The sequence below is a fragment of the Paenibacillus sp. ALJ109b genome (genome assembly GCF_010747435.1).
In the GTDB taxonomy this organism is placed as follows: Bacteria; Bacillota; Bacilli; order Paenibacillales; family Paenibacillaceae; genus Paenibacillus; species Paenibacillus taichungensis.
In genome coordinates this window covers 62,610-85,800 of the sequence record NZ_JAAIFP010000025.1, presented here as the reverse complement: position 1 = coordinate 85,800, position 23,191 = coordinate 62,610, and the positions used below count along the sequence as shown (strand labels likewise).

The following is a 23,191-nucleotide window of genomic DNA, read 5'->3' as shown; positions in this document are numbered from 1 at the left end:
TAATTATACCATAGCCTTTTCGGGCTTGTCAAATGGGCTTTTGAGGACACAATCCGGGGAAAGAGGGGCGTATTAACATATGAGTACAGACCAGCAATGGAGCGAGGAGCAACAGCGGGTCAACGTTGTAACGGAACAGATTGATCGGAAAATCGACATCCTAGAAAAAGAGGTAGGTTCCTTCAGGGACGAAGTTGTGGGGATGAGAAAAGACTTCTGGGACGAAGTCACCATGAACTTCAGCGAAGCGGATGACGTGGGTGAGACCTCCACCAGTATGAGGCAGCAATCACAGGTTCTATCGGATCGGGAGCGCAGTCATCTGAATACGGCAGCAGCGCTGGACAAAATGAAACGGCTACATCATTCACCGTATTTTGGACGCATCGATTTTAAGGAAAATGGCTATCCAAATGCAGAGCGAATCTATTTGGGGATCGCATCATTGCTGGATGAGAAGGAGGAATCCTTTCTTGTCTATGACTGGCGTGCACCCATATCGAACCTGTATTACGATGGTGCGCCAGGTCCGGTCACGTATCATACACCGAGCGGTGAGATAAGTGGCGATATTGAGATGAAACGGCAGTTTGTCATTCGGGATGGACGTATCCGCTTTATGTTCGACACCGGAGTTACAATTGGGGATGAACTGTTACAGGCCGTTCTCAGTCGAACCTCGGATGCACAGATGAAAAGTATTGTGGCGACGATCCAGAAGGAGCAGAACCGGATTATCCGTAATGACCGGACTCGCATGCTGATCGTGCAGGGAGCTGCTGGCAGTGGTAAAACATCTGCTGCACTTCAGCGTGTGGCGTATCTTCTCTATAAATACCGCGAGCATCTGCAAGCGGATCAGATGGTTCTTTTTTCGCCAAACCCAATGTTCAACAGTTATGTTTCCACCGTACTGCCTGAGCTTGGGGAGGAAAATATGCTGCAAACGACCTTCCAGGAATATCTGGAACGCCGTCTGGGCCGTGAATATCAGCTGGAAGACCCATTCATTCAGCTTGAATATGTACTGACCGGAACAGAAGATCCTGAGTATGAAGCGCGTATGTCTGGCATTCGATTCAAGTCATCCGAATCCTTCCTGAAGGTGATAACGCGTTATAAGGACAGCATGATGTCTGAAGGTATGAAATTCAAGCCGGTTCGTTTCCAGGGACGGGCTGTGGTTACAGCTGAGGCCATGGCGGAGAAATTCTATAGCTTCGAGCCATCCGTCAAACTGGTGAATCGATTGGAAATCCTGCGGGACTGGATGCTGAAAGAATTATCGGCCTTTGGCAAAGGTGAATTGGAAGCCCCTTGGGTAGATCAACAAATGGATCTGATGGAGCCGGAAGATCTGCAGCGGGCCTATCAGCGCCTCAAGCGAAAGCAAAAAGGGAAGGCAGACACCTTCGATGATTTCCAGCAGGAACGTGAGATCCTTGCCCGGATGGTGGTCAGTGATCGGCTCAAGCCTTTGCGCAAATGGATCAAATCGTTACGTTTTGTCGATGTCCGTCAACTGTACGCGAACTTATTCAACGATCGGGCCCAGATGGTTCGCCTGTTGGGAGAGGAAGCACTGCCTTCACACTGGGAAGAGATTGGTGAGATGACACTTCGCAGACTGAAAGTACAGGAGCTGGCCTATGAGGATATCACACCATATTTGTATTTGCGTGAGTTACTGCTCGGTTTCCATATTAACTCCAATATCCGCCATGTGATCATTGACGAGGCACAGGATTACTCTGCCTTCCAGCTGGCCTTTATGAAAAGATTGTTCCCGAGATCGAAAATCACCGCACTTGGAGATTTTAATCAAGCTATCTATGCACACTCTTCGGTATTAAGTGGGACGGGGCCGCTGACCAACCTGTACGGACCGGAAAATACGGAAGTGATCGAGCTGACGAGAAGTTATCGTTCAACACAGGAGATCGTGGAGTTTACACGCGGCATGGTTCCGGGTGGAGAAGAGATTGTTCCATTTAACCGGGGTGGGGAGAAGCCGAAAGTGATCGTTTCCTCCAATGAACAGGAGCATCTGGATGTTATTACAGCCGATCTCAAACATCTGATTCAGGAAGGGTATGAATCGGTTGCGGTCATCTGTAAAACCGCGGAAGAGAGCCAGGACATCCATGAAGCGTTAAGCAAAGTACTGCCTACGGCACCGAAGCTGATCAAGAAAACAACGTTAGCCTTTGAACGGGGTGTGCATGTCATCCCGGCGTACCTGGCCAAAGGTGTGGAGTTTGATGCGGTTCTGATCTATGACGGATCTGCATCGCAATATGCGCAGGAACATGAACGTAAGCTGTTCTATACGGCATGTACCCGGGCCATGCATTTGCTGCATGTCTATTGCATGGGTAAACCGAGTCCATTCATTACGTCCCAGTCCGAGGAATTGTATGATATGGGTAAGGTGTCTGCGGTTCAAACCGATTGATTTTGTCTTTCATGTTCATAAAGAAGGCTTCCGTTCGAAGGGACGGGAGTTTTTCTGTGTATTGCGGAATACGATGTGGGGAATAAGAAGCTCCATGAGGTTGGCCTTTGCTGTGAAAGGTATGAAGTAGATTTCTGGAAATAGGTATCTCTTCTAACGTGAGAATAGGATGAATTAGGTTTTATGGATAAAAAATGATCCAGCATTTGTGTTCATACACAATAGGTGTGAATTTTCTTTACACATGACGGCGAGACTCATATAATCGTAACAATCTATTTTTTTGGATCGTTTATTTCATGAAGGAGGCAGCAGCATGAATACACCATCTTTTGAACGCCCATTAATGGCGGATTGCGTACCGGATCTGGTGGCAACAGCACGGGGAGACTTGCCTGCGACCTTGGTCATTCGGGGCGGAACACTGGTTAATGTGGTTTCGGGTGAAATTTTACCGGGCATGTCTGTAGCGGTACAGGGAGCCCGGATTGCATATGTTGGCAAAGATGTAAGCCATACGATCGGAGAGAATACACGCATCATTGAGGCTGAAGGCAAATACATTGCTCCCGGATTGCTGGATGGGCACTGTCACATTGAAAGTACACAAATGAAAGTAACCGAGTTTGCAAGAGCCGTTCTGCCTTCTGGTACAACGGGAGGGTTCTTTGACCCGCATGAGATCTCCAATGTGCTTGGACTCAAAGGTTTGCGATTGATGCTGGATGAAGCTCGGACGACGCCAATGGCTGCTTATATGCAGGTGGCTTCCTGTGTTCCTTCCACACATCCTGGACTGGAGACAACAGGCGCTCATATTGGACCGGAAGAAGTGGCGGAAGCCCTCTCTTGGGGTCCGGATATGATTGGTCTTGGTGAAGTAATGAACTTCCCTGGGGTCGTGTACGGGGACGAGACGATGATCGGTGAGATCCAGGCTACGCTTCGAGCAGGAAAGGTGGCAGACGGTCACTTCACCTGGGCAGCGGATGACTGGCGTTTGCCAGCCTACGCAGCAAGCGGCGTTACGGGGGATCATGAATGTGTTACGAAGGAAGATGTGGTGGAACGTCTGCGGCTTGGCATGTACGCCAAAATGCGTCAGGGCTCTGCATGGCATGACGTTGCGGAAACGATCAAAGCCTGCACAGAGCTTGGCCTGGATACACGTCGCATGATGCTGGTGACTGATGACCGAAGTTCAGAATCGCTTCTTAAAGAAGGCCATATGGACTTTGTTGTGCGTTTGGCCATTTCTCAAGGGGTGAAGCCGGTTACCGCTTTCCAGATGGCAACGATTAATACGGCTGAACGTTTCGGTGTAGCACGCGATATTGGTGCGGTTATTCCGGGGAATATCGCGGATATTATATTGCTGGATGGACGCTTGGCTGATGTCCGTGTAGGCATGACGATTGCCGCAGGGCATGTCGTGGCAGAGAACGGGAAAATGACAGCGGTCTGGGACAGCTTCACATACCCGGAAGAGGCGCTGAACACCGTGAAGCTGGAAGCCAACATCCAGCCGAAGGACATGGAGCTGTCTGCGCCAATTACCGAAGGTACGATTGGAGCAAAAGTCATTCATGTGACGGAGAATCATGTGGATACCAAAGAGAAGCATGTTAATGTCATGGTGGAACAAGGCAATGTAGTCGTCTCAATATCGGGTGGAATCTGCAAAATTGCGGTGTTGGAGCGTCACAAACAAACGGGCAATCGCGCGGTTGCTCTTGTTGGGGGAATTGGCTTTACAGTTCCTGCGGCCATTGCGATGACCGTTGCTCATGACAGCCACAATCTGCTCATTATCGGGAATGATGACGCATTGATGGCTGAGGCGGGCAACCGGGTCATTGGGATGCAGGGAGGCGTAGCCGTCGTGACTGCCTCTGGTGTGACCGAATTCCCGCTGCGCATTGCAGGCCTGATGTCCACGGAATCTTTTGAAGTGGTAGCAGCACAATCTGCAGCTATAAGTGAAGCGTTACAGTCTGCTGGTTGTACGTTAAATAACGCATTTATGACGCTGTCTCTGCTGGCGCTTGTTGTTATTCCGGAATTGCGCTTGTCTGATAAAGGCTTGGTACGCATATCGGCAGAAGGCATTGAGCTGGTATCTCTGTTTGATGAGATGGTGGAGAATACACCGTCTGCTCCGGCAGGTAATTAACGAATAATAGTGTGTCCATTCTTCCTTGAAACGGGGAGAGAAGTATAGGTCGCCTTTGGGCGGCCTTTTTTTGTTTTTACAGGAAAACGCTTACTAGGTCTTGAGTCGTCTGTTGTACATATGCAATAAATGACCCATGTTAGGGTGGAATTAGGCTAAAATTAAAAAGTTTTTCATAAATGAGACTTAAGAACTATAAATACAGAAGTGTGAATACCCGAAATAATGTTATATGATTCTTTCGTCGTAAGTCTAAGAGATGATGTTGCATATAAAAGCAATGTAAATAGTCGTACATCGAAATTGTTTCCAATGAATGAATATAAAACGACAGAATTTCATCGAGATTTGCACGATAGAGCTGCATAACATCAAAGGGAGTGTACAAATATGAAAAGCAAAAAGAGATACCAATTCATTTTGTTAATTAGTTGTTTCATGCTGTTTACGGGGAATACTTATGTTTGCAAGGCCACTGCACTTGGCTCAGTCGACAGTTATGAAACCATCCATGGAATGGTACAGGGATCCGTAAGAGCAACTTGGGTGTGGGATACCACACAGATTCAAAATAACCCTCAGCTAGTGCTGAAGTTTGCCACAACGAACAAAATCAATACGATCTACCTACAAATGAATCGGGATGTAAAGCTTCCGTACTATACATCTTTCATTCGTCAAGCCAGAGAGAAAAATATTGCCGTGGACGTTATGGATGGAAGACCTGCTTGGGGACTGACGGAGAGCCGGGGTCAAATTGCAGATTTTCTGGACTGGGTTGAAGCGTATCAAAATCAAGTTGAGCCCAATGAGAAATTTGCCGGCATCCATCTGGACATTGAACCTCATGTACATCCGGAGTGGAAAACCAATCAGGCCAGTGTGATTACGCAGTGGCAGGGCAATGTTCAATACATCGTCGATCGGGCCGCACGCATGAAGATGCCTGTAGCCGCTGACCTGCCTTTCTGGCTGGATGGTTACAAGATTCCGGGTTCCACGATGAATGTAAGCAGCTGGATGATCCGCAAGTTTGACTCGATTACCATTATGGCTTACCGGGATACGGCAGCGGCCATCTATAATGTAGCGAAGGATGAGCTTGAGGAAGCATCGCTTTTGGGTAAAACGGTATCGATTGCCGTGGAGACCAAGCAAAGCAAGGAAGGTGATTTTATTACCTTTTATGAAGAAGGAACAGCGTATATGGAAGCACAGCTCAAGCTGGTAGAGAAAATGGCAAGTGTACATTCGTCCTTTAACGGATTCTCGGTGCATGAGTACAGCTCATGGGAGACATTGAAAAATTAAAATGAAATTCCATACATCAGAATGATAAAGAAGGTGCTTACGGCTGAACGGGCTGAAGCACCTTCTTTGCATCTGTTATCAGAAATATAAGTGAAGAACAGTGAAGTATCGTCCGTTCAGAGTGCCGAATGCTGGTCCTGAAAGATGTTTAAGCTTAGACCAATGCAGGTTCCATCGCCACTTTCTCATAAAACATTTTGCGATATTGGGACGGGGTAATATTCTTGTGTTTCTTGAATGTTGTAATGAAATAGCTCAAATGCTCGAACCCAACGTCCATGGCAATATCCACAATCTTGTGATCGGTATTCTCAAGCTGAACACAGGCCTGCTGGATGCGATAATAGTTGATATAGTCGACCGGACTTTTCTGCACCATCTGTTTGAAAAAGCGGCAAAAGTGTCCTTCGCTCATATTGGCCTCATCTGCCAGTTCTTTTAACTTGAGTGGTTCGGGGTAACGCTTGTGAATATAGCTTAACACTGATTTCAGACGCTCCACTTTATCATGACTGCCTGACGGAACGGTGCCTTTGAGTGCAGCAGGTCTCATATGTTCAAACATTTGTGCAAATATTAGATAGAGGTAAGCTTTGGTTGTCATTTCGCAGGTTGGCGTCCCGGCGGCATGATCAGCGAAAATTCGTTTCAAATGAAAAATGATTTCTTGGCCCCACGCTTCATCTGATTGGATGTGGTAAGGGGGGATTACCGTTTTGTGTACAAGCGGGTTAACGAATTTCTCCTGTACAGCATCGAACGTACGACTGCCTAACAGCTCCGGGTTAAATACGATGGATGAAAAAATACAAGGGACATCACCTTTCAGATAGCCAGCGTGAATTTCGCCTCGATTGATAAAGATGGCTTCTCCCGCTTGGACTTCTACCGTATTCATATCAATTTGAAAAACAGCACTGCCCTGAGTCACCATGGTGAACTCCATCTCATCGTGCCAATGGCAATCGAGAATGCTGTCCCCATTCAATTGTTGAATATCCGGGTAAACACTGACTGGATACATGGCATTGCCGTGAATCCGGTCTTCCCGTAATCGTTCACGTTCCATATGAGAATCTCCTTTTGCATCATTATTAATGTAAACGTTCCCATAGATTGGTGGTGTTTATAAAGAATCGGATAAGAAATATCAGAATCGTGATATATTTGGTCAAAATATGAGAAGAAATTCGTTATTAATGTCAATATTATTATAGTATAACCGAAGGGGGAAAGAAAACATGAAATTTACTGATGGATTCTGGATGACTCGTGAAGGGTACCACATTCAAAACCCGACTGACATTCGTGATATTGTGCAAAAAGGGGATTCTTTGACCGTATATGCGGCAACTAAATATATTCGCACCAAAGGCGACACTTTGAATGGTACATTGCTTAAAGCAACGTACAGCTCACCTATGCCTAACGTTATTCGTGTAACTTTGAATCATCATAAAGGCGGAGTAAAAAAAGGGCCTGTATTTGAGCTTAACAATCAAGATGCAAACGTTGACATCTCGAAAAATGAACAAGGTGCTGTTTTGAAAAGCGGCAATCTGGAAGTTCAAATCGACAAAACGAACGGTTGGGACGTCAGCTTCCTGTATGGAGGAAAACGGATTACAGGTAGCGGTCAAAGGGCGGCTGGTTATATTACTGGTCCAAGTAAGGAAGCGTACTTCCGCGAGCAGCTTGATCTCGGCATTGGTGAATACGTTTACGGACTCGGTGAGCGTTTCACGCCATTTGTTAAGAATGGTCAAGTGGTTGACACGTGGAATGAGGACGGCGGTACAAGCAGTGAGCAGTCATATAAGAATATTCCTTTCTACTTGTCCAACAAAGGATATGGCGTATTTGTAAACCATCCTGAACGCGTATCGTATGAGATTGCATCTGAGAATGTATCTAAAGTGCAGTTTAGCGTAGAAGGCGAGACTTTGGAATACTTCATTATCGGCGGTGACAATCCAAAGGATGTACTTGATAATTATACCAAATTAACAGGTAAACCAGCGCTTCCACCAGCATGGACATTTGGTCTGTGGCTGACCACATCATTCACAACGGATTATGATGAAGCAACGGTTAACCATTTCGTAGATGGCATGGCTGAACGTGATCTTCCGCTGTCTGTATTCCATTTTGACTGCTTCTGGATGAAGGAATACCAATGGTCTGATTTCGTATGGGATGAAGCGATGTTCCCAGATCCGGAAGGCATGCTTGCACGTCTGAAAGAGAAAGGACTCAAAATCTGTGCGTGGATCAATCCATATATTGCAGAAAAATCCTACTTGTTCGATGAAGGTATGGAGAACGGTTATCTGGTAAAAACAGCGGATGGCAGCGTATGGCAATGGGATATGTGGCAAGCAGGTATGGCTCTGGTTGATTTCACGAATCCGGATGCTGTTAATTGGTATAAGAGTAAGCTGGAAGTTCTGCTGGATCAAGGTGTTGATTCATTCAAAACAGACTTCGGTGAAAGAATTCCGACAGATGTCGTGTACTTCGATGGCTCTGATCCGGTTAAAATGCACAACTATTATACACAGCTCTATAACAAAGCTGTATTTGAATTGCTCGAAGAAAAGATTGGCAAAAACGAAGCTGCCCTGTTTGCACGTTCTGCAACAGCAGGTGGTCAACAGTTCCCAGTTCACTGGGGTGGAGACTGCTCTTCTACTTATGAATCCATGGCTGAATCACTTCGAGGCGGCCTCTCGCTTGGACTTTCCGGTTTCGGATTCTGGAGCCATGATATCAGTGGCTTTGAAAGTACAGCAACCCCTGACGTATACAAGCGCTGGGTACAATTCGGACTTTTATCTTCTCACAGCCGCCTACACGGAAGCACTTCGTATCGTGTGCCTTGGCTGTTCGACGAGGAATCTGTGGACGTTGTTCGTGACTTTACCAAACTCAAAATCAGCTTGATGCCGTATCTCTACAATTCTGCGGTGGAGTCGACTGTAAAAGGTATTCCGATGATGCGCGCCATGCTGCTGGATTTCCCTGACGATCCAACAACATACAGCCTGGATACACAATACATGTTTGGTGATTCGATCCTGGTGGCTCCAATCTTTAACAAGGAGGGTGATGTGCGTTATTACCTACCTGAAGGTACATGGACCAACTATCTGACAGGGGCTAAAGTTGAAGGTGGACGCTGGATTAGCGAAAACCATGACTTCAAAACACTGCCAATGATGGTTAAGCCAAACAGCCTGATTGCTGTTGGTGCTGTGGATAGCAAACCGGATTATGACTTTGCGGATAATGTATCCCTTCACTTGTTCGAACTGGCTGACGGCAACTCCGCTCAAGCGGTGGTTGTAAACCAAAATGCTGAGCAGGAGCTGGTTGTTAACGTATCCCGTAAAGGCTCTGTTCTGGAAGTTCGTGCTGAAGGTGCAGGCAAACCATGGAATATCGTGCTGCGTGGCATCGAGAGTGTATCCGGTGTAGAGGGCGGTTCCCAAGCGTCTGGTGCAAATGGTGTTGTCGTTACGGCAGCAGCAGGTGCTAGCTCGCTTACAATTCAACTGTAATGTTTATTGGATAAACAGAAGGACGGTGCCGCAAGGTGCCGTCTGTTTGTCTACTGTCGTGCCATTGGAAGTATGGTTATAGAAAAGAAATGGTAGTATCATTTATAGATTGAACTAAACTTTTACATGATCGGAAGGTTGTTCGGTCATCGAAGTGGCAAATGTAAATATTCTTTAGTTCAATTTATAAAGCGACAGATAAAGATAGGGGATTATATCAAATGAGTACAACGAATTCAGGTTTACACCAAACCATTACAGCAGAGATGCTGCATAAGTTGGTAGAGAATACTTTTGGAACCGCTACCATTGTGAAGAGTTTTGCACTGTTGCAGGGTGGACTTTTTAATACAACGTATCGAATTCAGCTTGAACATGCGTCGTATGCGGATGTGATATTACGTTTGGCTCCAGAGCGGGTAGAGATGCCGCTCGGTTCTGCTGGCGATCCGTTATTTTCATTTGAACGTACGATGATGTCTGCTGAACCTGTTGTTTATGAATATTACCGTAAAGCAGGCATTCCTGCTCCAAATATTATTGCCTGTGATGACAGCGGATTGATCATTCCCAGAACCTATATGTTTATGGAGTTTATACCTAGTAAGCAGCTGGATCATTCATCGATTTCGAAAGCAGATAAAGAACGATTATATCATCAACTCGGCGCTTATACGGCTGTCATGCATCAGATTGAGGGAGAATCGTTTGGCTGGCCGCAGGGCGATGGGACGATTAAAGGCTCGGATCATTGGTCCGAGGTGCTGCACTCTTTTGCAGAAGAGACGGCACTCAAAGCGTCACAAGCCGGGTTTATGCCAGGTGTAGGAGAAGGAATCGCAGATATGTTCATAACAAACAAGGATTTATTTGATCAGGTGACTGTTCCGGTTCTTGTTCATAACGATCTTTGGGAAGCCAACGTGCTTGTTCATGAGGAGAACGGGCAGCTAAACATTGCCGCCATCATTGATGGGGATCGTTCCATGTTTGCGGACAGGCAGTTTGAGGCTATTTTATCGACAGAATCATCAGCTGGTTTTCATGAAGGCTATGGCCGTCCACAGGATATGTCCGATGAGGGACAGGCACGTCTTCTGGCCTATCGCGTACTTTCCTCTTACTTTAACGCATATGTGCATGAACATCAGGTTGATCAGCCGGAGGCAGGGCAGAAGTATCGTGAGCGTACACTGGATCTATTGGAAGAATGGAAGGGACTCAAACTTAACGAATAAGTAGGAGGGTTTAGTATGAAAGAGTATATTCAATATCCGATGTGGGACGCAACATTGCCATTGGAAGAACGATTAAATGACTTGATTGCGCGTCTGACAACGGAGGAGAAAATCCGATTAATTCCTACACGCGAAGCCGCAGTCCCTCGCTTAGGAATACCCGGCTACAATGTGGGAGGAGAAGCAGCTCACGGGGTTGCCTGGATAGGTGAGGCTACCGTTTTTCCGCAGCCGCTCGGTCTGTCGAGCACCTGGAATACCAAGCTCATGCGCGAAATCGGTTCCGTCATTGGAGATGAAGCGAGAGCATACCACCATCGTGCACCCGAGCGTCACGGCTTGACCTTATGGGCGCCAACCGTCGATCTGGAACGAGATCCGCGTTGGGGCAGAACGGAAGAGGGCTATGGTGAAGATCCCGTACTGACAGGTGAAATGTCGGCTGCTCTTGTGAAGGGCATGCAGGGTAACCACTCTTTCTATCTTAAAATGGTAGCGACGCTAAAGCATTTTTTTGCCAATAATAATGAGAAGGATCGGTTGAATTGTTCATCCAGCATCGATCCGCGGAACTTGCGTGAATATTATTTAAAAGCATTCGAGACACCTTTCGTAGAAGGTGGGGCCTTATCCATGATGACAGCCTACAATTCGATCAACGGCACACCCGCCATTGAAAGCCCATATGTGAATGATGTGGTCAAGGGTGAGTGGGCCATGCCTGGATTTATCGTGTGTGACGGGGGAGATTTGTCCCAGACGGTCAATTATCACGGTTATCATGCCACGCATGCGGAATCAGCAGCAGGGGCATTAAAAGCAGGTGTGGACTGTCTGACAGACGAGGTTGACTTAGTCGTATCTGCCTTGGAAGAGGCGCTTGAGCGGAACTTGCTGGAGGTCGAGGATCTTGACCGGGCCATTCGCAATATTTTTGGCGTGCGGATGCGGCTTGGACAACTGGATCAGACGGGACTTAACCCGTATGCTTCGATATCGGAATCTGTATTGTGTGCGCCTGAACATGCCAAATTAAGTTATAGAGCAGCAGCAGAGTCTATCGTTTTACTTAAAAATAATGGACTGCTTCCTCTCCAATCGGAAAGATTGCAGAAGGTTAGCGTAATCGGTCCCCTTGCAGATGTAGTCTATACCGATTGGTACAGTGGCACACTGCCATATCGTGTTACTGTTTTGGAAGGGCTGCGTAAGAAGCTTGGCGGTGCGGAAGTATCATTTGCAGATGGTAATGATCGCATCAGCCTAAAGACAGCCGATGGCAAGGTAATCACGCTTGGTGCGGAAGGAAAGCTTGTTGCCGTGCCGGAAGGCAGTGCAGAGGCTACTGAGTTCATTCATCAGGACTGGGGCTGGGGAAGTCACACACTTCGCAGTGTGAAAAACAATCGCTATGTCTCGTTAACCGAACAGGGCATCTATCAGGCGAATGCGCCGGAGATTGGTGGCTGGTTCGTCAAGGAAGTGGTACAGATTGATTCACAATCGGATAGAAACAGTACGCTGCGAACGTGGAACGGACTGCCACTAAGGTTTGATGAACATCAGGGGCAACTGGTGCTATCCCCAGCGCCGGAACAAACAGACGAAGACCTGAGTTCACCTAGTAATCCGGACGCCGTAGAAGGGAAGCAGCAACCTGCTGTGTTCAAGCTGGACATTGTTGTTAACGGAATAGAACAGGCGAAAAAAGCTGCTCAGAATAGTGACGTTTCTGTCGTTGTTGTCGGTAATAGTCCCTATATTAACGGTAAAGAGGAAATTGATCGCCCAAGTCTTCAGCTTCCGCCTGAGCAGGCCCGACTGGTAAGAGAAGTCTGCCACGTGAATCCTAATACGGTCGTTGTCATTGTTGGCAGTTATCCCTTTGCACTGCAAGAGTTAAAAGACGTGGCTCCGGCAATCGTATACCTTACGCATGCAGGCCAAGAACTGGGGAATGCGGTTGCGGATGTTCTGCTCGGAAATTATGCTCCTGCTGGTAGACTGAACATGACATGGTATGAGGATGAATCGCAGCTTCCTGACATCATGGATTATGACGTTATTCATAACGGTACAACCTATATGTATCATGAAGGTCCAGTCCTGTATCCCTTTGGTTATGGATTGACCTATTCCGATTTTGAGTATAAGGCGATTCGAGTGGAGCGGGCAGAGGGATCTTCTGGAGATGATTTGCTCAAGATTGAAGTGCAGGTTGAGAACAAAGGGGAACGTGCCAGCGATGAAGTGGTGCAGCTGTATGGGCACGCCCAAACTTCACGGGTGAAGCGCCCACAACGTCAATTGATCGGCTTCCGGCGGATTCATCTTGCTTCAGGCGCCGTGGAAAATCTTTCTTTCGAAATTCCTGTTCAGAAACTGGCCTTCTGGGATGTCACTCGTGACAGATATTGTCTTGAAACAGCTACCTGGTCGATCATGGCTGGACGTTCCTCAGCAGATATTCGTCAGACCGCAGAAATTCTCATCGGGGGTGAAACCATTCCTCAACGAGCACTGAACCTACCTACGTTTGCGGAAAATTACGATGCTTATGCAAGCGTTTTGTTGGATGAGTGTTTGGAAGGTCGTTCAGCCGTCCGTGCCATTGCTTCAGGCGAACCGCTGTATCGTGAAGGTCGTTCTTCCTGGATTTCATTCCACGACAATGCTTTCCGGCAAGCTAGTGAGTTTGAGGGTCGGGTGGCAGCCTTCGGAGTAAGTGGCGAATTGGAGATTCGGGCTGAAGGTCCAGAAGGCCCGCTGCTCGGCACTTGTGTCGTTCCCGGTTCCGCTGGAACAGTCAACGGAAAGGATCTTCAGTGGAGCACAGTTCGCTGTTCCCTGAAGGCAGAGCGTGAGATTGAACAGCTCTGCATCGTTTTCAAGGGCGGTGCAGCTCTTCAGCAATTTGTATTGAAATAAATGTTGATTTGTTGATCTTCTTAATGATAGTAAAAAGGCTGTCCTGACACTGAATTTAGTGCGATAGCCTTTTTGCGCTATCATCCCAAGTGACCTTTTTTACATAAGCCGTATATTCAACTGCAGAACAACCCACAATAACGTTGTTGTTTTCTGATTCTGTAAAGGTGGTTGAGGCATGAACGATAAAAAATGGGACCTCGTCGCACTTGCTTCCATTCCGGTAATAATGACGCTGGGCAACTCCATGCTGATTCCCATCCTACCGCAAATTGAGCGTGAATTGAAAGTGTCCTCATTCAAGGTCAGCATGTTAATTACGGTTTATGCGGTCGTCGCAATCCTGCTCATTCCACTTGCAGGATATCTGTCGGATCGTTTCGGCAGAAAAGCCGTCATTATTCCCAGTCTCATCATTGCAGCTGTAGGAGGCGCGGTAGCAGGTGGAGCAGCCTGGATGCTGAATGGAAATGCGGCATATTGGGCCATTCTTGGTGGCAGACTTTTGCAAGGGATAGGAGCAGCTGGAGCTTTCCCGATTGTCATACCATTGGTTGGTGACATGTTTGATGATGAGAACGAGGTGAGTAAGAGCCTTGGCATTATTGAAACCTCGAACACCTTTGGCAAGGTACTAAGTCCGATATTGGGTGCAGCTCTGGCTGTGTGGATTTGGTATATGCCTTTTATGGCTATTCCGGTACTCTGTATGCTTTCACTGGTTCTGGTTATTTTCTTGGTCAAAACACCAAAGAGGAAAGAAGAACCAAAGAGTTTTCCCGAATTTGTGGCTTCCATCCGCAGTGTACTAAAAGAAAAGGGCCGCTGGCTGTATGCGATTTTTGCGATCGGCGGTATTTGTATGTTTGTTCTCTTTGGCGTGCTCTTTTATCTGTCGGAGACATTGGAATCAGAGTTCAAATTAAAAGGGGTACTTAAAGGACTTGTGCTTGCTATACCACTGGCTGCCTTATGTCTGGCGTCTTTTTTTGCTGGAAAATGGATAGGAAAGAACAAGACACGGATGAAATGGCTTGGGTTTATCGGACTTGCTGTTTTAACGGTATCTCTTGGTGTAATCGGACTTTTTGACAACATCTATGTAGTTGTCGGTTTGTTCACCCTTGGCGGAGCAGGAATAGGCGCTACACTGCCATGTCTGGATGCTATGGTTACTGAAGGGGTGGACAAGGAACAACGGGGCACCATCACGGCGTTATTCAGCAGCATGCGTTTTATTGGCGTGTCTCTCGGCCCTCCTGTCGTGTCATTGTTGATCTCTTCCCACCATTTCCTTTTATTTGGTATTCTCGCCGCGTCCGGAGCGGTGGGAGGATTGCTTACGTTATTGGCAGTCAAGCCAGACCAGGGGAACCAGCCCACATCAGGTAGTGGTAAAAATCATCGTGAACGTGAGTATGATGAAGTAAAACAGCCCAGTGGTTATCTTCCAGGGCGACGGAAGAAAAGTCCATTCTGATTATTTTAAGATGATAAAAAACGCGTTTACTCTGAGGGATGTATTTTCCCTCACAGAGTAAACGCGTTTTTACTGAATTGAAGTACAGCAGCGTAGTTGCATCAACTATCTTTTTGCTGAGTAGTAGTGTTATTTTCGGTTGCATTCTCAGTATGCTCATGCCGATCGGAATCCTGTGCAGCGATATGTGTATGAGTCAATAACGGATGCACAGGTACCGCAAAACCTCCATTTCTTTTCCCTTGAATCAGGTATATCAGGAGAAATAGAATCATGAACACAACGGAATAACGGTACATATCGGTATAACTGGTTATGGAAGCAATAGCGCCCAGCAGAAGTGCTCCCAGAGCAATCCCCAGATCCAGCGTATTCAGAAACATGCCGTTAGCCATACCGCGCTGTGAAGGGGAGACAATCTGAATCATCCAGGTCTGCATGGAAGACTGTATCGAACCATATCCGATTCCATATAAAAATGCAGCCACAAACAAGATGGACATCGACGAGGCGTATGAGAGCATGATCAGTCCAGCAGCGATGAATATCGCTCCGGGAATCAGTAATGCTTTGGGACCTTTACTGTCATAGATCCGTCCTGCAAACGGTCTGACCAGCAGTACAGCGAGAGCATTAAACAAGAAGAACAGTGCAGGATTAGCCAGGTTGGCTTCTTTTCCGTACAAAACGATGAATCCGACCAATCCGCCATACGTGATGGACAGCAAACAATTCAGTATACTTGGCAGAATCAATTTGCGGTTGAAAGGTGTCTTTACTTTGGTGCCTGATATCGCAGCTGTTCCTACTGGTGGAGTGGGTACCACCTCATCATTGACCCTGCGAGCTTTCTTGCGTGTCAGTGAATAGCTGAGTGGATAGATGACCGCAATAACACCTGCCGTACATAACATGAGTGTGACGAAACCGGCACCCTGAAGCACGGTGACCCCAATAATGGGACCCATGGACATGGCTAGGCTTGTGGACAGGCCGAAATAGCCCATGCCCTCACCCATTCGTTTCACAGGCACAATATCCGATGCCATTGTGGGGAAAGCCGTGCTACTCATACCAAATCCGATACCGAACACCATGCGCAGCAATAACAGGACCGCAATCCCGGCGGCAAAATAATATCCAAGTGTAGCGAGTAAGGCAACTGTGAGGCCAATATAGATCATGGCATTACGAAGACCCTTCTCCAATGCTTTGGCTGAATAGAGCCGGGCAGCAATGGCGCTAAGGGCAAAAAGACAGGTGAAGAGGCTGACTTCAAAGGCATTGGCGTGAAAACGGTCCTGCACATAAGAAGGAAGTGGGGATACAATCATGTGAAGTTGCAGAAAGAGTAGAAAGTTACATAACATGAGCAGGATAAAATCGGTGGTCCATAGTTTGACTTGTGCTGATTGTGGTTTCATTAGTTGTTCATTCCCCCTGGTGTTAAAGTTCGTTACAAGTTGCTGTTCATGAGGGAAAGAGTATGTCTAAATGCTTCCATCTGGTCTTCGGGAATACCTTCAATCAGATTTTTATTCATTTCTCTTTCGAGCGGAACAAGCTGGTCAAGCAATTTTTTTCCTTCTTCGGTCAAGTAGAGCAAGTAGGCTCTGCGATCCTGTTCGCTGGTCCGACGATCGACCCAGCCTTTCTTTTCCAACAGATCAATAATGCGGGCAGTTGTGGGCTGATCTTTATAGACGCGAGTAGCGACTTCCTTCTGATTTACGCCTTCGCCTCTACCGATGTTGAACAGAACGGAAAATTGCTCTGTTGTAATATCATAGGGTTTGAAACGTATGGCTAGTAAAGCCGACGCCTTGCGGTGTGTCATGCCCAGCATGAATCCAATGGATTGATCGAGCGAATAGTCGTTCCCCATATAATCCTCTCTTTCTTTAAGCAAAATAGCCTCAATTCATTTACTTGTTATAACAACTATATGCTAAACAATTAATTTTGTCAAAACGGATTTATGAATATCAGCGCCGTGATAAGATCCGTTCATATGTGAATTCACATTGGAATAACCTTATGCGAACATTGAAATATGCAAACGTTGGAAATTACTGATAAAATGGAAGTGCCGCTGTATCGCGGTAATTGGGCTACATGATGGTGAGGTTACGAAGACGAATCTGCTCCAGCTAATTTTGGAGCTGACTGAGGAGAGCTGAGTATGCTGAAGAACATTCCCGCAATAATACCTCCGGAACTGCTAAAGATCATGTCTGAAATGGGCCATGGAGACGAGCTGGTACTGGCTGATGGCAACTTCCCCGCAGCTAGTCATGCCCAGCGGCTGATTCGCTGTGATGCGCTCGGGACAGTGGAGTTACTGGATGCCATTTTAAGTTTGTATCCACTCGATACGTACGCTGAGCGGCCGGCAGCCGTTATGCAGGTCGTCGAGGGGGATCAAGTGGTGCCCATCATCTGGGAAGACTATCGCAGGCTGATTCTTGACCATGAGGGCATAACGGATGCCTTTGATCATGAAGAGCGTTTCGCGTTTTATGAGAGAGCTTCTCGCGCCTATGTCATTGTTGCAACCGGTGAACGTGCGCAGTATGCCAATTTGATTTTGAAAAAAGGGGTCATTTTCCCAGATACAGATCCTTACCCACAAGCGAAAAAAGTTGAACTGAACTGAATCCAAAGTCAAGGCGACGGGGCGGGAGAAGCCTCGCTCGCCTTTTTGCCTTTCCCGAAACGCAGCCAGTAAACAACAACATATAATATAGGCATACACTCGATAAGTACGCCATAGACAGCAATGGCGAAAGAACGAATGGCTAATTCATAAGAAGCCGCGTCTTTTGCATACTGAAGTACATATGAAGCCGCTGTTCCTGCCAGTAGATAGACGACCGTCCTATCCTTCCGGACTCCAGTAAGTTTAGCAAGACAAATGGATGCGACGTATAACAGAAACGAGCTGCGCGTAAACATGGTCGTAGACCAGATGGCAATCAGGAAGGGATCCAGGTTATCCAGAAAATCGCCGTAACGGGCAAAACGTATCATCTCCAGCAAAGGGTAGCGAAGACTGCTGGCTTCGTAAGGTCCAAAATTCATTAAAGTAAACATCCAGAACACGATAATGAATAATGCAAGTGTAGAGCCTGCAAATAACATACTTCGTAGAAGCGGCCGCCTGAAAGCAATGGCAGGGGCGAGGAATAGGAACATCATCCATTCTGAAAACCAAGGCATGGTTGAAATCGAGCCTGTCAATATTTCTTTCAGATCATGATGAGTTACCATGGCAAGAAGTACGTCAGGATTTCCTCCACCCATTACAGCAGGCATGAGAAAAGTAGACGTGAAGACTTGCACCAGAAATATCCCTTCTGATAAATAGACAATGGTAATTAAACCCGAGCGTGCTGAAAGGCTGATACATAAAATGGTTATAGTTGCTGTCAGCCATATGGGTGTCTCGGGTAAATACATGGATTGCAGAAAAACGATGAAATTCTCTACGTCAACAGATATCAAATACAGGCACAGCAACACAATGAGACCGAGGAACAGCTTGTGAACAACCTTGCCCACAATTTCTTCACCAAAATCAATCCAGGGTCGATCCGGGTGAACCGCTCCCAATCTATATGTGAAAAAGAGTAGGATCAGACTAATCGCAAACCCGCCAAGGATGGATATCCACCCTTGATAACCGCTCATTTTGAACAAGCGTTGCAAAAGGAAAGCAATGGGTTCGGAATATAGGTAGACAAACATAAAACGGTACGCTTGTCCGGCTGACAATTTGATCATGGCGTGTTCCTTTCTTAGCCAAACAAGCGGTCTGCCCAGCCAAAGACCAGCCTGATGACATCATTGGGATTAGGCCAGCCCGGTACAGAGACAGCCAACGTATTCCACAGCAGAAATATTCCCAGCAGAACGAAATAGGTCTGTTTCATTCCCTTTTTGCTGGACTTGATCATGGGCCACTCCAGTATGTACAATACGGCAAACAATACAACAGCAATCATTGGTTTACCTCCTAAAGTGGCCTGACGCTTCCTCTGTTCCAATTAGTAGCTGGATTCCGAACCTACAAACTGGATGTTAATCTGGGCATGCACCTTAAACTGCAAATCGTTTTTTACATAATCATTCCAAACGGGACGTAACTGTTCCCAGATGTGAGGATATGCCCATTCCAGGCGATAACCGAGCATCAGAATATCGGCTTTTTTACGTTGGCCGGTTCTTATTGCGTCTGTAAGATGGGCACTTACTTTTTCATTAGCCTTTTGCTCGATCTGTTTGACGCCCACAATATCTTTTACCTTGAGAATCGGAATTACGGAATTCAGTTCTGCTTGCCCCCGTAAAGTGATATCAAAGAAAGGCTGTCCGTTTACGAGTCTGACCTTGATTTTGGAACTCGTATTATAGACCGTCATACTCGCTTTTTCATCTTCGGTTTCCACGGAGACCGCCAAGGTATCCAATTTACGATTGGCCCACGCTATGCTCCTTGTTTCATCGGCAGAGATCGAATCCACCATCTTCATCTGTTTGAAAAGAGCACCCCCTACCTGGCTGGTCCATTGCTTTCGTTTATTTTCCTCACTTGCCATCGCGGTTGATTTTGATTCCAGTAAGGGGGCGGCAAAGCCCTGATTCATTTTGTCAGCCATAAGTACACTGAGTATTTGCGTCTTTAACATGTTTTCTTCGGTTGCAAATTCCCTTAACACATCACTGGGTGTTTCTTCGAAAACCGGTGTCAGATCAGCCACGTCTCTGGCTCTGCCTTTGGCAACCATGACGTAACTGCTAAGATGGAACAAAGGTTCACGTGAGATCCATTCCATCGCATCTTGAATTCCCTCTCTGGCGTATGCCTCACCGAATACCACTACTCGTGTGTGCCCCCAGGAAATCTTTCGTGTGAGATCGGTTTGAATTCTCTCCATGGCATCAGCAATTGTGTATGCGGTAGCCGAAACGAGAGCATATGGGTTTTTTCCGGGTCCTCCCGTTCCATCCGGAGACAGACGGTTGGGCAGTGGCATACTTAGTGAAATATCAATTTCACCCGGCTTTTCTCCTTTATCCACATACATGGTCGTAATAAATGTACGTTCATTTATCTCCACTTTGGACCAGCAGCCACTGCACAGTAAAACGCACATCAAAGCGACAGTCAGTTTGGGTGTAATCATCAATCTTTTCATGTCTTTTGCCTTTTCTTATTAGCATCTTCGTAAGCTGCTGGTCGCTTCTTCATTAGGAACCAGGGCACACGAACGATCGTATCCTTGATATCACGCAGAACGAGGGGGGCAAATGGCTGCATGTATGGCACGCCAAATGAACGCAGACTAACCATATACCAATAAATCATAAAGATCGAAATCACGATGCCGAACAGACCCAGCGTTCCACCCATAAACAGCACCGGAAAACGAAGCAGCCGGAATGCCAGTCCGAGCTCGAAGTGTGGAATGATAAAGGCGGCAATCCCAGTGATGGACACAACAATGACCAGTGGAGCTGAGACTATTCCGGCTTGTACGGCCGCCTGACCAATAACAATCCCGCCAATAATAGACACCGTTTGCCCCAGCGGCTTCGGAATACGAATCCCCGCTTCGCGCAAACCTTCGAAGGTCACTTCCATAATGAGCGCTTCAATCAGGGCAGGGAAGGGAATGTTTTCTCTCGCAGAAGCGATCGTAATCAGCAGGTTGGTCGGAATGATTTCCGGGTGAAATGTAGTAACGGCGACATAAAAGGATGGAAGCAGAAAGGCTATAAAGGCAAACAAGAGACGAATAATCCTGATAAAGGAGGCAGAATAAAATCGTTGATAATAGTCTTCCGAGGACTGCATTAAAGAGAAAAAAGTAACCGGAATGAGCAGGGAGAAAGGTGTTCCGTCCTGCATGACCCCGATCCGCCCTTCAACCAGTGCAGCAGCAACCGTATCGGGACGTTCGGTATATTGATATTGTGGAAAAGGTGAGAGGGGATGGTCCTCCAGAAATTCAGATAGATAACTTACGCCCAAACTACTATCCATATCAATATTACCAAGGCTCTCCAATACATTTTCCAAAATGTCTGGCTTGCATAATCCTTGGATATAGACTACGAACACCTCGGTTTTGGTATATTTTCCAACGGTGAATTTGATCATCTTCAAATCAGGGTGTTTAATTTTGTGCCGAAGCAGAGACATATTCACATGAATATCTTCGATAAAGGCTTCCTGGGGCCCTACAATCACGACTTCGTTGGTTGATTCCGGTACGGAACGTCTTTGATAATTTTGGAGGGCGAAATGGATCATGCCCGAAACTCCTTCAATGTATAAGGCAGCATTGCCCGATACGATATCAGTAACGATAGCTTCTGGTGAATTGGAGTGATGGCTGTTCAGTGTGAAAAATGATCCGGTCACGACACGAGCAATGAATTGATGATCTATTTCATTTCGAGAGGCTTCCTCCAGCAATGGTTTGACGATGGCTTCCCGCATAGTAGGGGTATCCACAATGGACTGAATATAGATGAGTTCACAATGGAAAGGTCCAATTTGAAAAGGCTGATAGATCATGTCGGCAACACCCAACAGACTGGCTCTAACCTGTTCATAAATATTGTCTTTTTCCATTTCAGTTTCGCCTCCCTATGCTGTAATGCTGAGCCTGTAATCTGACTATAGTGTGCGACGCTTCCAATGAAATATACTTTTAAGTTTGGATTATCGAAATATATTACAAACTTTGATGCAGAAGATGAATGGGGAGATCGTGAAATCTGCTTTAAAATAAGAGGGTGGAATTAAGCAGGGAGACGTTTTATATAAGGAGTTGAGTAAAGATGGCGTATCGGATTAGACGTGCCGAGCTTAGCGATGTTAACGGAGTAGCACAGTTGTTCAATGAGTATAGGATGTTTTACGATCAGCTTACTGATCTGAACGGAGCGAATGAATATATTAGAGAACGTATGGAACGCAATGAATCCGTTATTTTGATTGCAGAATCGGAAGTGGAGACAGAAAAGGAAGAGGAGTGCAGTTTGACGGATAAACTTTTAACGGGTGATTTTGGTGGATTTGTACAGCTGTACCCAAGCTTTAGCTCAGTGTCGATGAGGCCAATCTGGGTACTTAATGATCTGTACGTACATGCGGATCATCGCCAGCGAGGAATTGCGCGTAAGCTGCTGCAAGCTGCAAGACGATGGGGAAATGAGAGTGGAGCTGTGCGAATAGTGCTCTCTACGGCGATCAGCAACAAGAAAGCTCAGGCATTATATGAGTCGGAAGGCTATACGCTGGACACCAAGTTCATGTATTATGAACTTCAGATATAAGAAAGACTTGGAGAACCCTGAAGTTCAGGATAAGCAGGAGGGATTAGCACAAAATGATGCAATGGATAGCCATGATCACGATGTTGATCGATCATATAGGGGCCGTCTTTTATCCACAGGTGGGGGAGCTAAGAATCATAGGACGGATTGCTTTCCCAATCTATGCTTTTGCCGTTTATATCGGTTATAAACATACTCGCAACGTACAAAAATACATATGGCGGTTATTCTGGATAGCAGTGATCTCTCAATTACCTTTTATGGCGGCTTTTAATCATTTTTCGCTGAATGTGGTATGGACATTATGGTCTGCCCTGCTTGTATTGCTTGTGCTTGATAAACTTCCGGTACGTTTGCTGGGAATTCCAATTGTGATCGTGGCTGGTGTGGTCATGGAGATGACCCATATGGATTATGGTATGTATGGCTTACTGCTTGTGTTGCTATTCCGTTACTTCCAGGGCCCAGTACTGGCAATGGCTCATCTGCTCTTAAATGTGCTGTATATTTATCTTCATAGCAGCTCTATTCAGATGTATAGCGTGATAGCTACCATAGGAATTGCGATTGCCCAATATTATAACGCAGGGTTCCGCCTGAAAGGTCCGCGTTGGATTTGGCGTTATTTCTATCCTGCACATTTGGCTGTCATTGCTTTGATCCGCTTGATTTGAGATTTCTTTGCGTAGAAAAGAAGCC

17 protein-coding genes are annotated in these 23,191 nt (G+C 46.4%); 10 read left to right on the top strand and 7 right to left on the bottom strand.

All coding sequences use genetic code 11. The annotated features are described in order from the left end of the window. Positions 1-79: 79 nt before the first annotated feature. From helD to G3352_RS22605, 3 genes are all read left to right on the top strand, one after another. Positions 80-2,455, top strand: a complete 2,376-nt coding sequence (gene helD, locus G3352_RS22615) for an RNA polymerase recycling motor HelD (protein WP_163760147.1) — start codon at positions 80-82, stop codon at positions 2,453-2,455. 316 nt (positions 2,456-2,771) lie between these two features. Continuing rightward, the gene (locus G3352_RS22610; RefSeq protein WP_163760144.1) at positions 2,772-4,628 is read left to right on the top strand and encodes an adenine deaminase; all 1,857 of its coding nucleotides are present in this window, start codon (positions 2,772-2,774) and stop codon (positions 4,626-4,628) included. Between the two features lie 390 nt (positions 4,629-5,018). Continuing rightward, positions 5,019-5,939: a hypothetical protein gene (locus G3352_RS22605; RefSeq protein WP_163760141.1), complete on the top strand. Its 921-nt coding sequence runs from the start codon at positions 5,019-5,021 to the stop codon at positions 5,937-5,939. Between the two features lie 154 nt (positions 5,940-6,093). Here G3352_RS22605 and G3352_RS22600 read toward each other — a convergent pair whose 3' ends face one another. Continuing rightward, complete coding sequence (locus G3352_RS22600) at positions 6,094-7,008, bottom strand: helix-turn-helix domain-containing protein (RefSeq protein WP_163760138.1); 915 nt, start codon at positions 7,006-7,008, stop codon at positions 6,094-6,096. 172 nt (positions 7,009-7,180) lie between these two features. Here G3352_RS22600 and yicI point away from each other — a divergent pair, with 172 nt between their 5' ends. The 4 genes from yicI to bcbE all read left to right on the top strand — a co-directional run bounded on the left by yicI (position 7,181) and on the right by bcbE (position 15,145). Further along, positions 7,181-9,499 carry an alpha-xylosidase gene (gene yicI, locus G3352_RS22595; protein ID WP_163760135.1) on the top strand — a complete coding sequence of 773 codons (2,319 nt, stop codon included), beginning with the start codon at positions 7,181-7,183 and terminating at the stop codon, positions 9,497-9,499. A 221-nt stretch (positions 9,500-9,720) separates the two neighbouring features. Then, complete coding sequence (locus tag G3352_RS22590; protein WP_163760132.1) at positions 9,721-10,737, top strand: aminoglycoside phosphotransferase family protein; 1,017 nt, start codon at positions 9,721-9,723, stop codon at positions 10,735-10,737. Between the two features lie 15 nt (positions 10,738-10,752). Next, entirely contained in the window at positions 10,753-13,665 is a 2,913-nt protein-coding gene (locus G3352_RS22585; RefSeq protein WP_163760128.1) for a glycoside hydrolase family 3 C-terminal domain-containing protein, read from the top strand. 178 nt (positions 13,666-13,843) lie between these two features. Further along, positions 13,844-15,145, top strand: coding sequence for a bacillibactin exporter BcbE (gene bcbE / locus G3352_RS22580; RefSeq protein WP_163760125.1), 1,302 nt, complete (start codon positions 13,844-13,846; stop codon positions 15,143-15,145). Between the two features lie 101 nt (positions 15,146-15,246). Here the strand turns inward: bcbE and G3352_RS22575 are convergent, their stop codons facing one another. Beyond that, complete coding sequence (locus tag G3352_RS22575) at positions 15,247-16,569, bottom strand: MFS transporter (RefSeq protein WP_163760121.1); 1,323 nt, start codon at positions 16,567-16,569, stop codon at positions 15,247-15,249. 32 nt (positions 16,570-16,601) lie between these two features. Further along, positions 16,602-17,030 carry a MarR family winged helix-turn-helix transcriptional regulator gene (locus tag G3352_RS22570; protein ID WP_024630121.1) on the bottom strand — a complete coding sequence of 143 codons (429 nt, stop codon included), beginning with the start codon at positions 17,028-17,030 and terminating at the stop codon, positions 16,602-16,604. A gap of 297 nt (positions 17,031-17,327) precedes the next feature. On the opposite strand from G3352_RS22570, the gene G3352_RS22565 reads away from it, so the two are divergent. After that, entirely contained in the window at positions 17,328-17,801 is a 474-nt protein-coding gene (locus G3352_RS22565) for an RbsD/FucU family protein (RefSeq protein WP_163760118.1), read from the top strand. Positions 17,802-17,809: 8 nt separating this feature from the next. Here G3352_RS22565 and G3352_RS22560 read toward each other — a convergent pair whose 3' ends face one another. From G3352_RS22560 to G3352_RS22545, 4 genes are read right to left on the bottom strand one after another with little or no spacing between them, the layout of a single operon-like run. Then, positions 17,810-18,928: a GerAB/ArcD/ProY family transporter gene (locus G3352_RS22560; protein ID WP_163760114.1), complete on the bottom strand. Its 1,119-nt coding sequence runs from the start codon at positions 18,926-18,928 to the stop codon at positions 17,810-17,812. A 14-nt stretch (positions 18,929-18,942) separates the two neighbouring features. Then, positions 18,943-19,149 carry a hypothetical protein gene (locus G3352_RS22555; RefSeq protein ID WP_163760112.1) on the bottom strand — a complete coding sequence of 69 codons (207 nt, stop codon included), beginning with the start codon at positions 19,147-19,149 and terminating at the stop codon, positions 18,943-18,945. A 42-nt stretch (positions 19,150-19,191) separates the two neighbouring features. After that, positions 19,192-20,343, bottom strand: a complete 1,152-nt coding sequence (locus tag G3352_RS22550) for a Ger(x)C family spore germination protein (RefSeq protein WP_163760109.1) — start codon at positions 20,341-20,343, stop codon at positions 19,192-19,194. Then, the gene (locus tag G3352_RS22545; RefSeq protein ID WP_163760106.1) at positions 20,340-21,785 is read right to left on the bottom strand and encodes a spore germination protein; all 1,446 of its coding nucleotides are present in this window, start codon (positions 21,783-21,785) and stop codon (positions 20,340-20,342) included. The genes G3352_RS22550 and G3352_RS22545 overlap by 4 nt, the downstream gene beginning before the upstream one ends. 209 nt (positions 21,786-21,994) lie before the next feature. Here G3352_RS22545 and G3352_RS22540 point away from each other — a divergent pair, with 209 nt between their 5' ends. Both G3352_RS22540 and G3352_RS22535 read left to right on the top strand, forming a co-directional pair. Further along, a complete protein-coding gene (locus tag G3352_RS22540) occupies positions 21,995-22,492 on the top strand; it encodes a GNAT family N-acetyltransferase (protein ID WP_163760103.1) in 498 nt (165 codons plus the stop codon). 53 nt (positions 22,493-22,545) lie between these two features. Beyond that, positions 22,546-23,166, top strand: coding sequence for a TraX family protein (locus G3352_RS22535; RefSeq protein ID WP_240343185.1), 621 nt, complete (start codon positions 22,546-22,548; stop codon positions 23,164-23,166). The last annotated feature ends 25 nt before the right edge of the window (positions 23,167-23,191 follow it).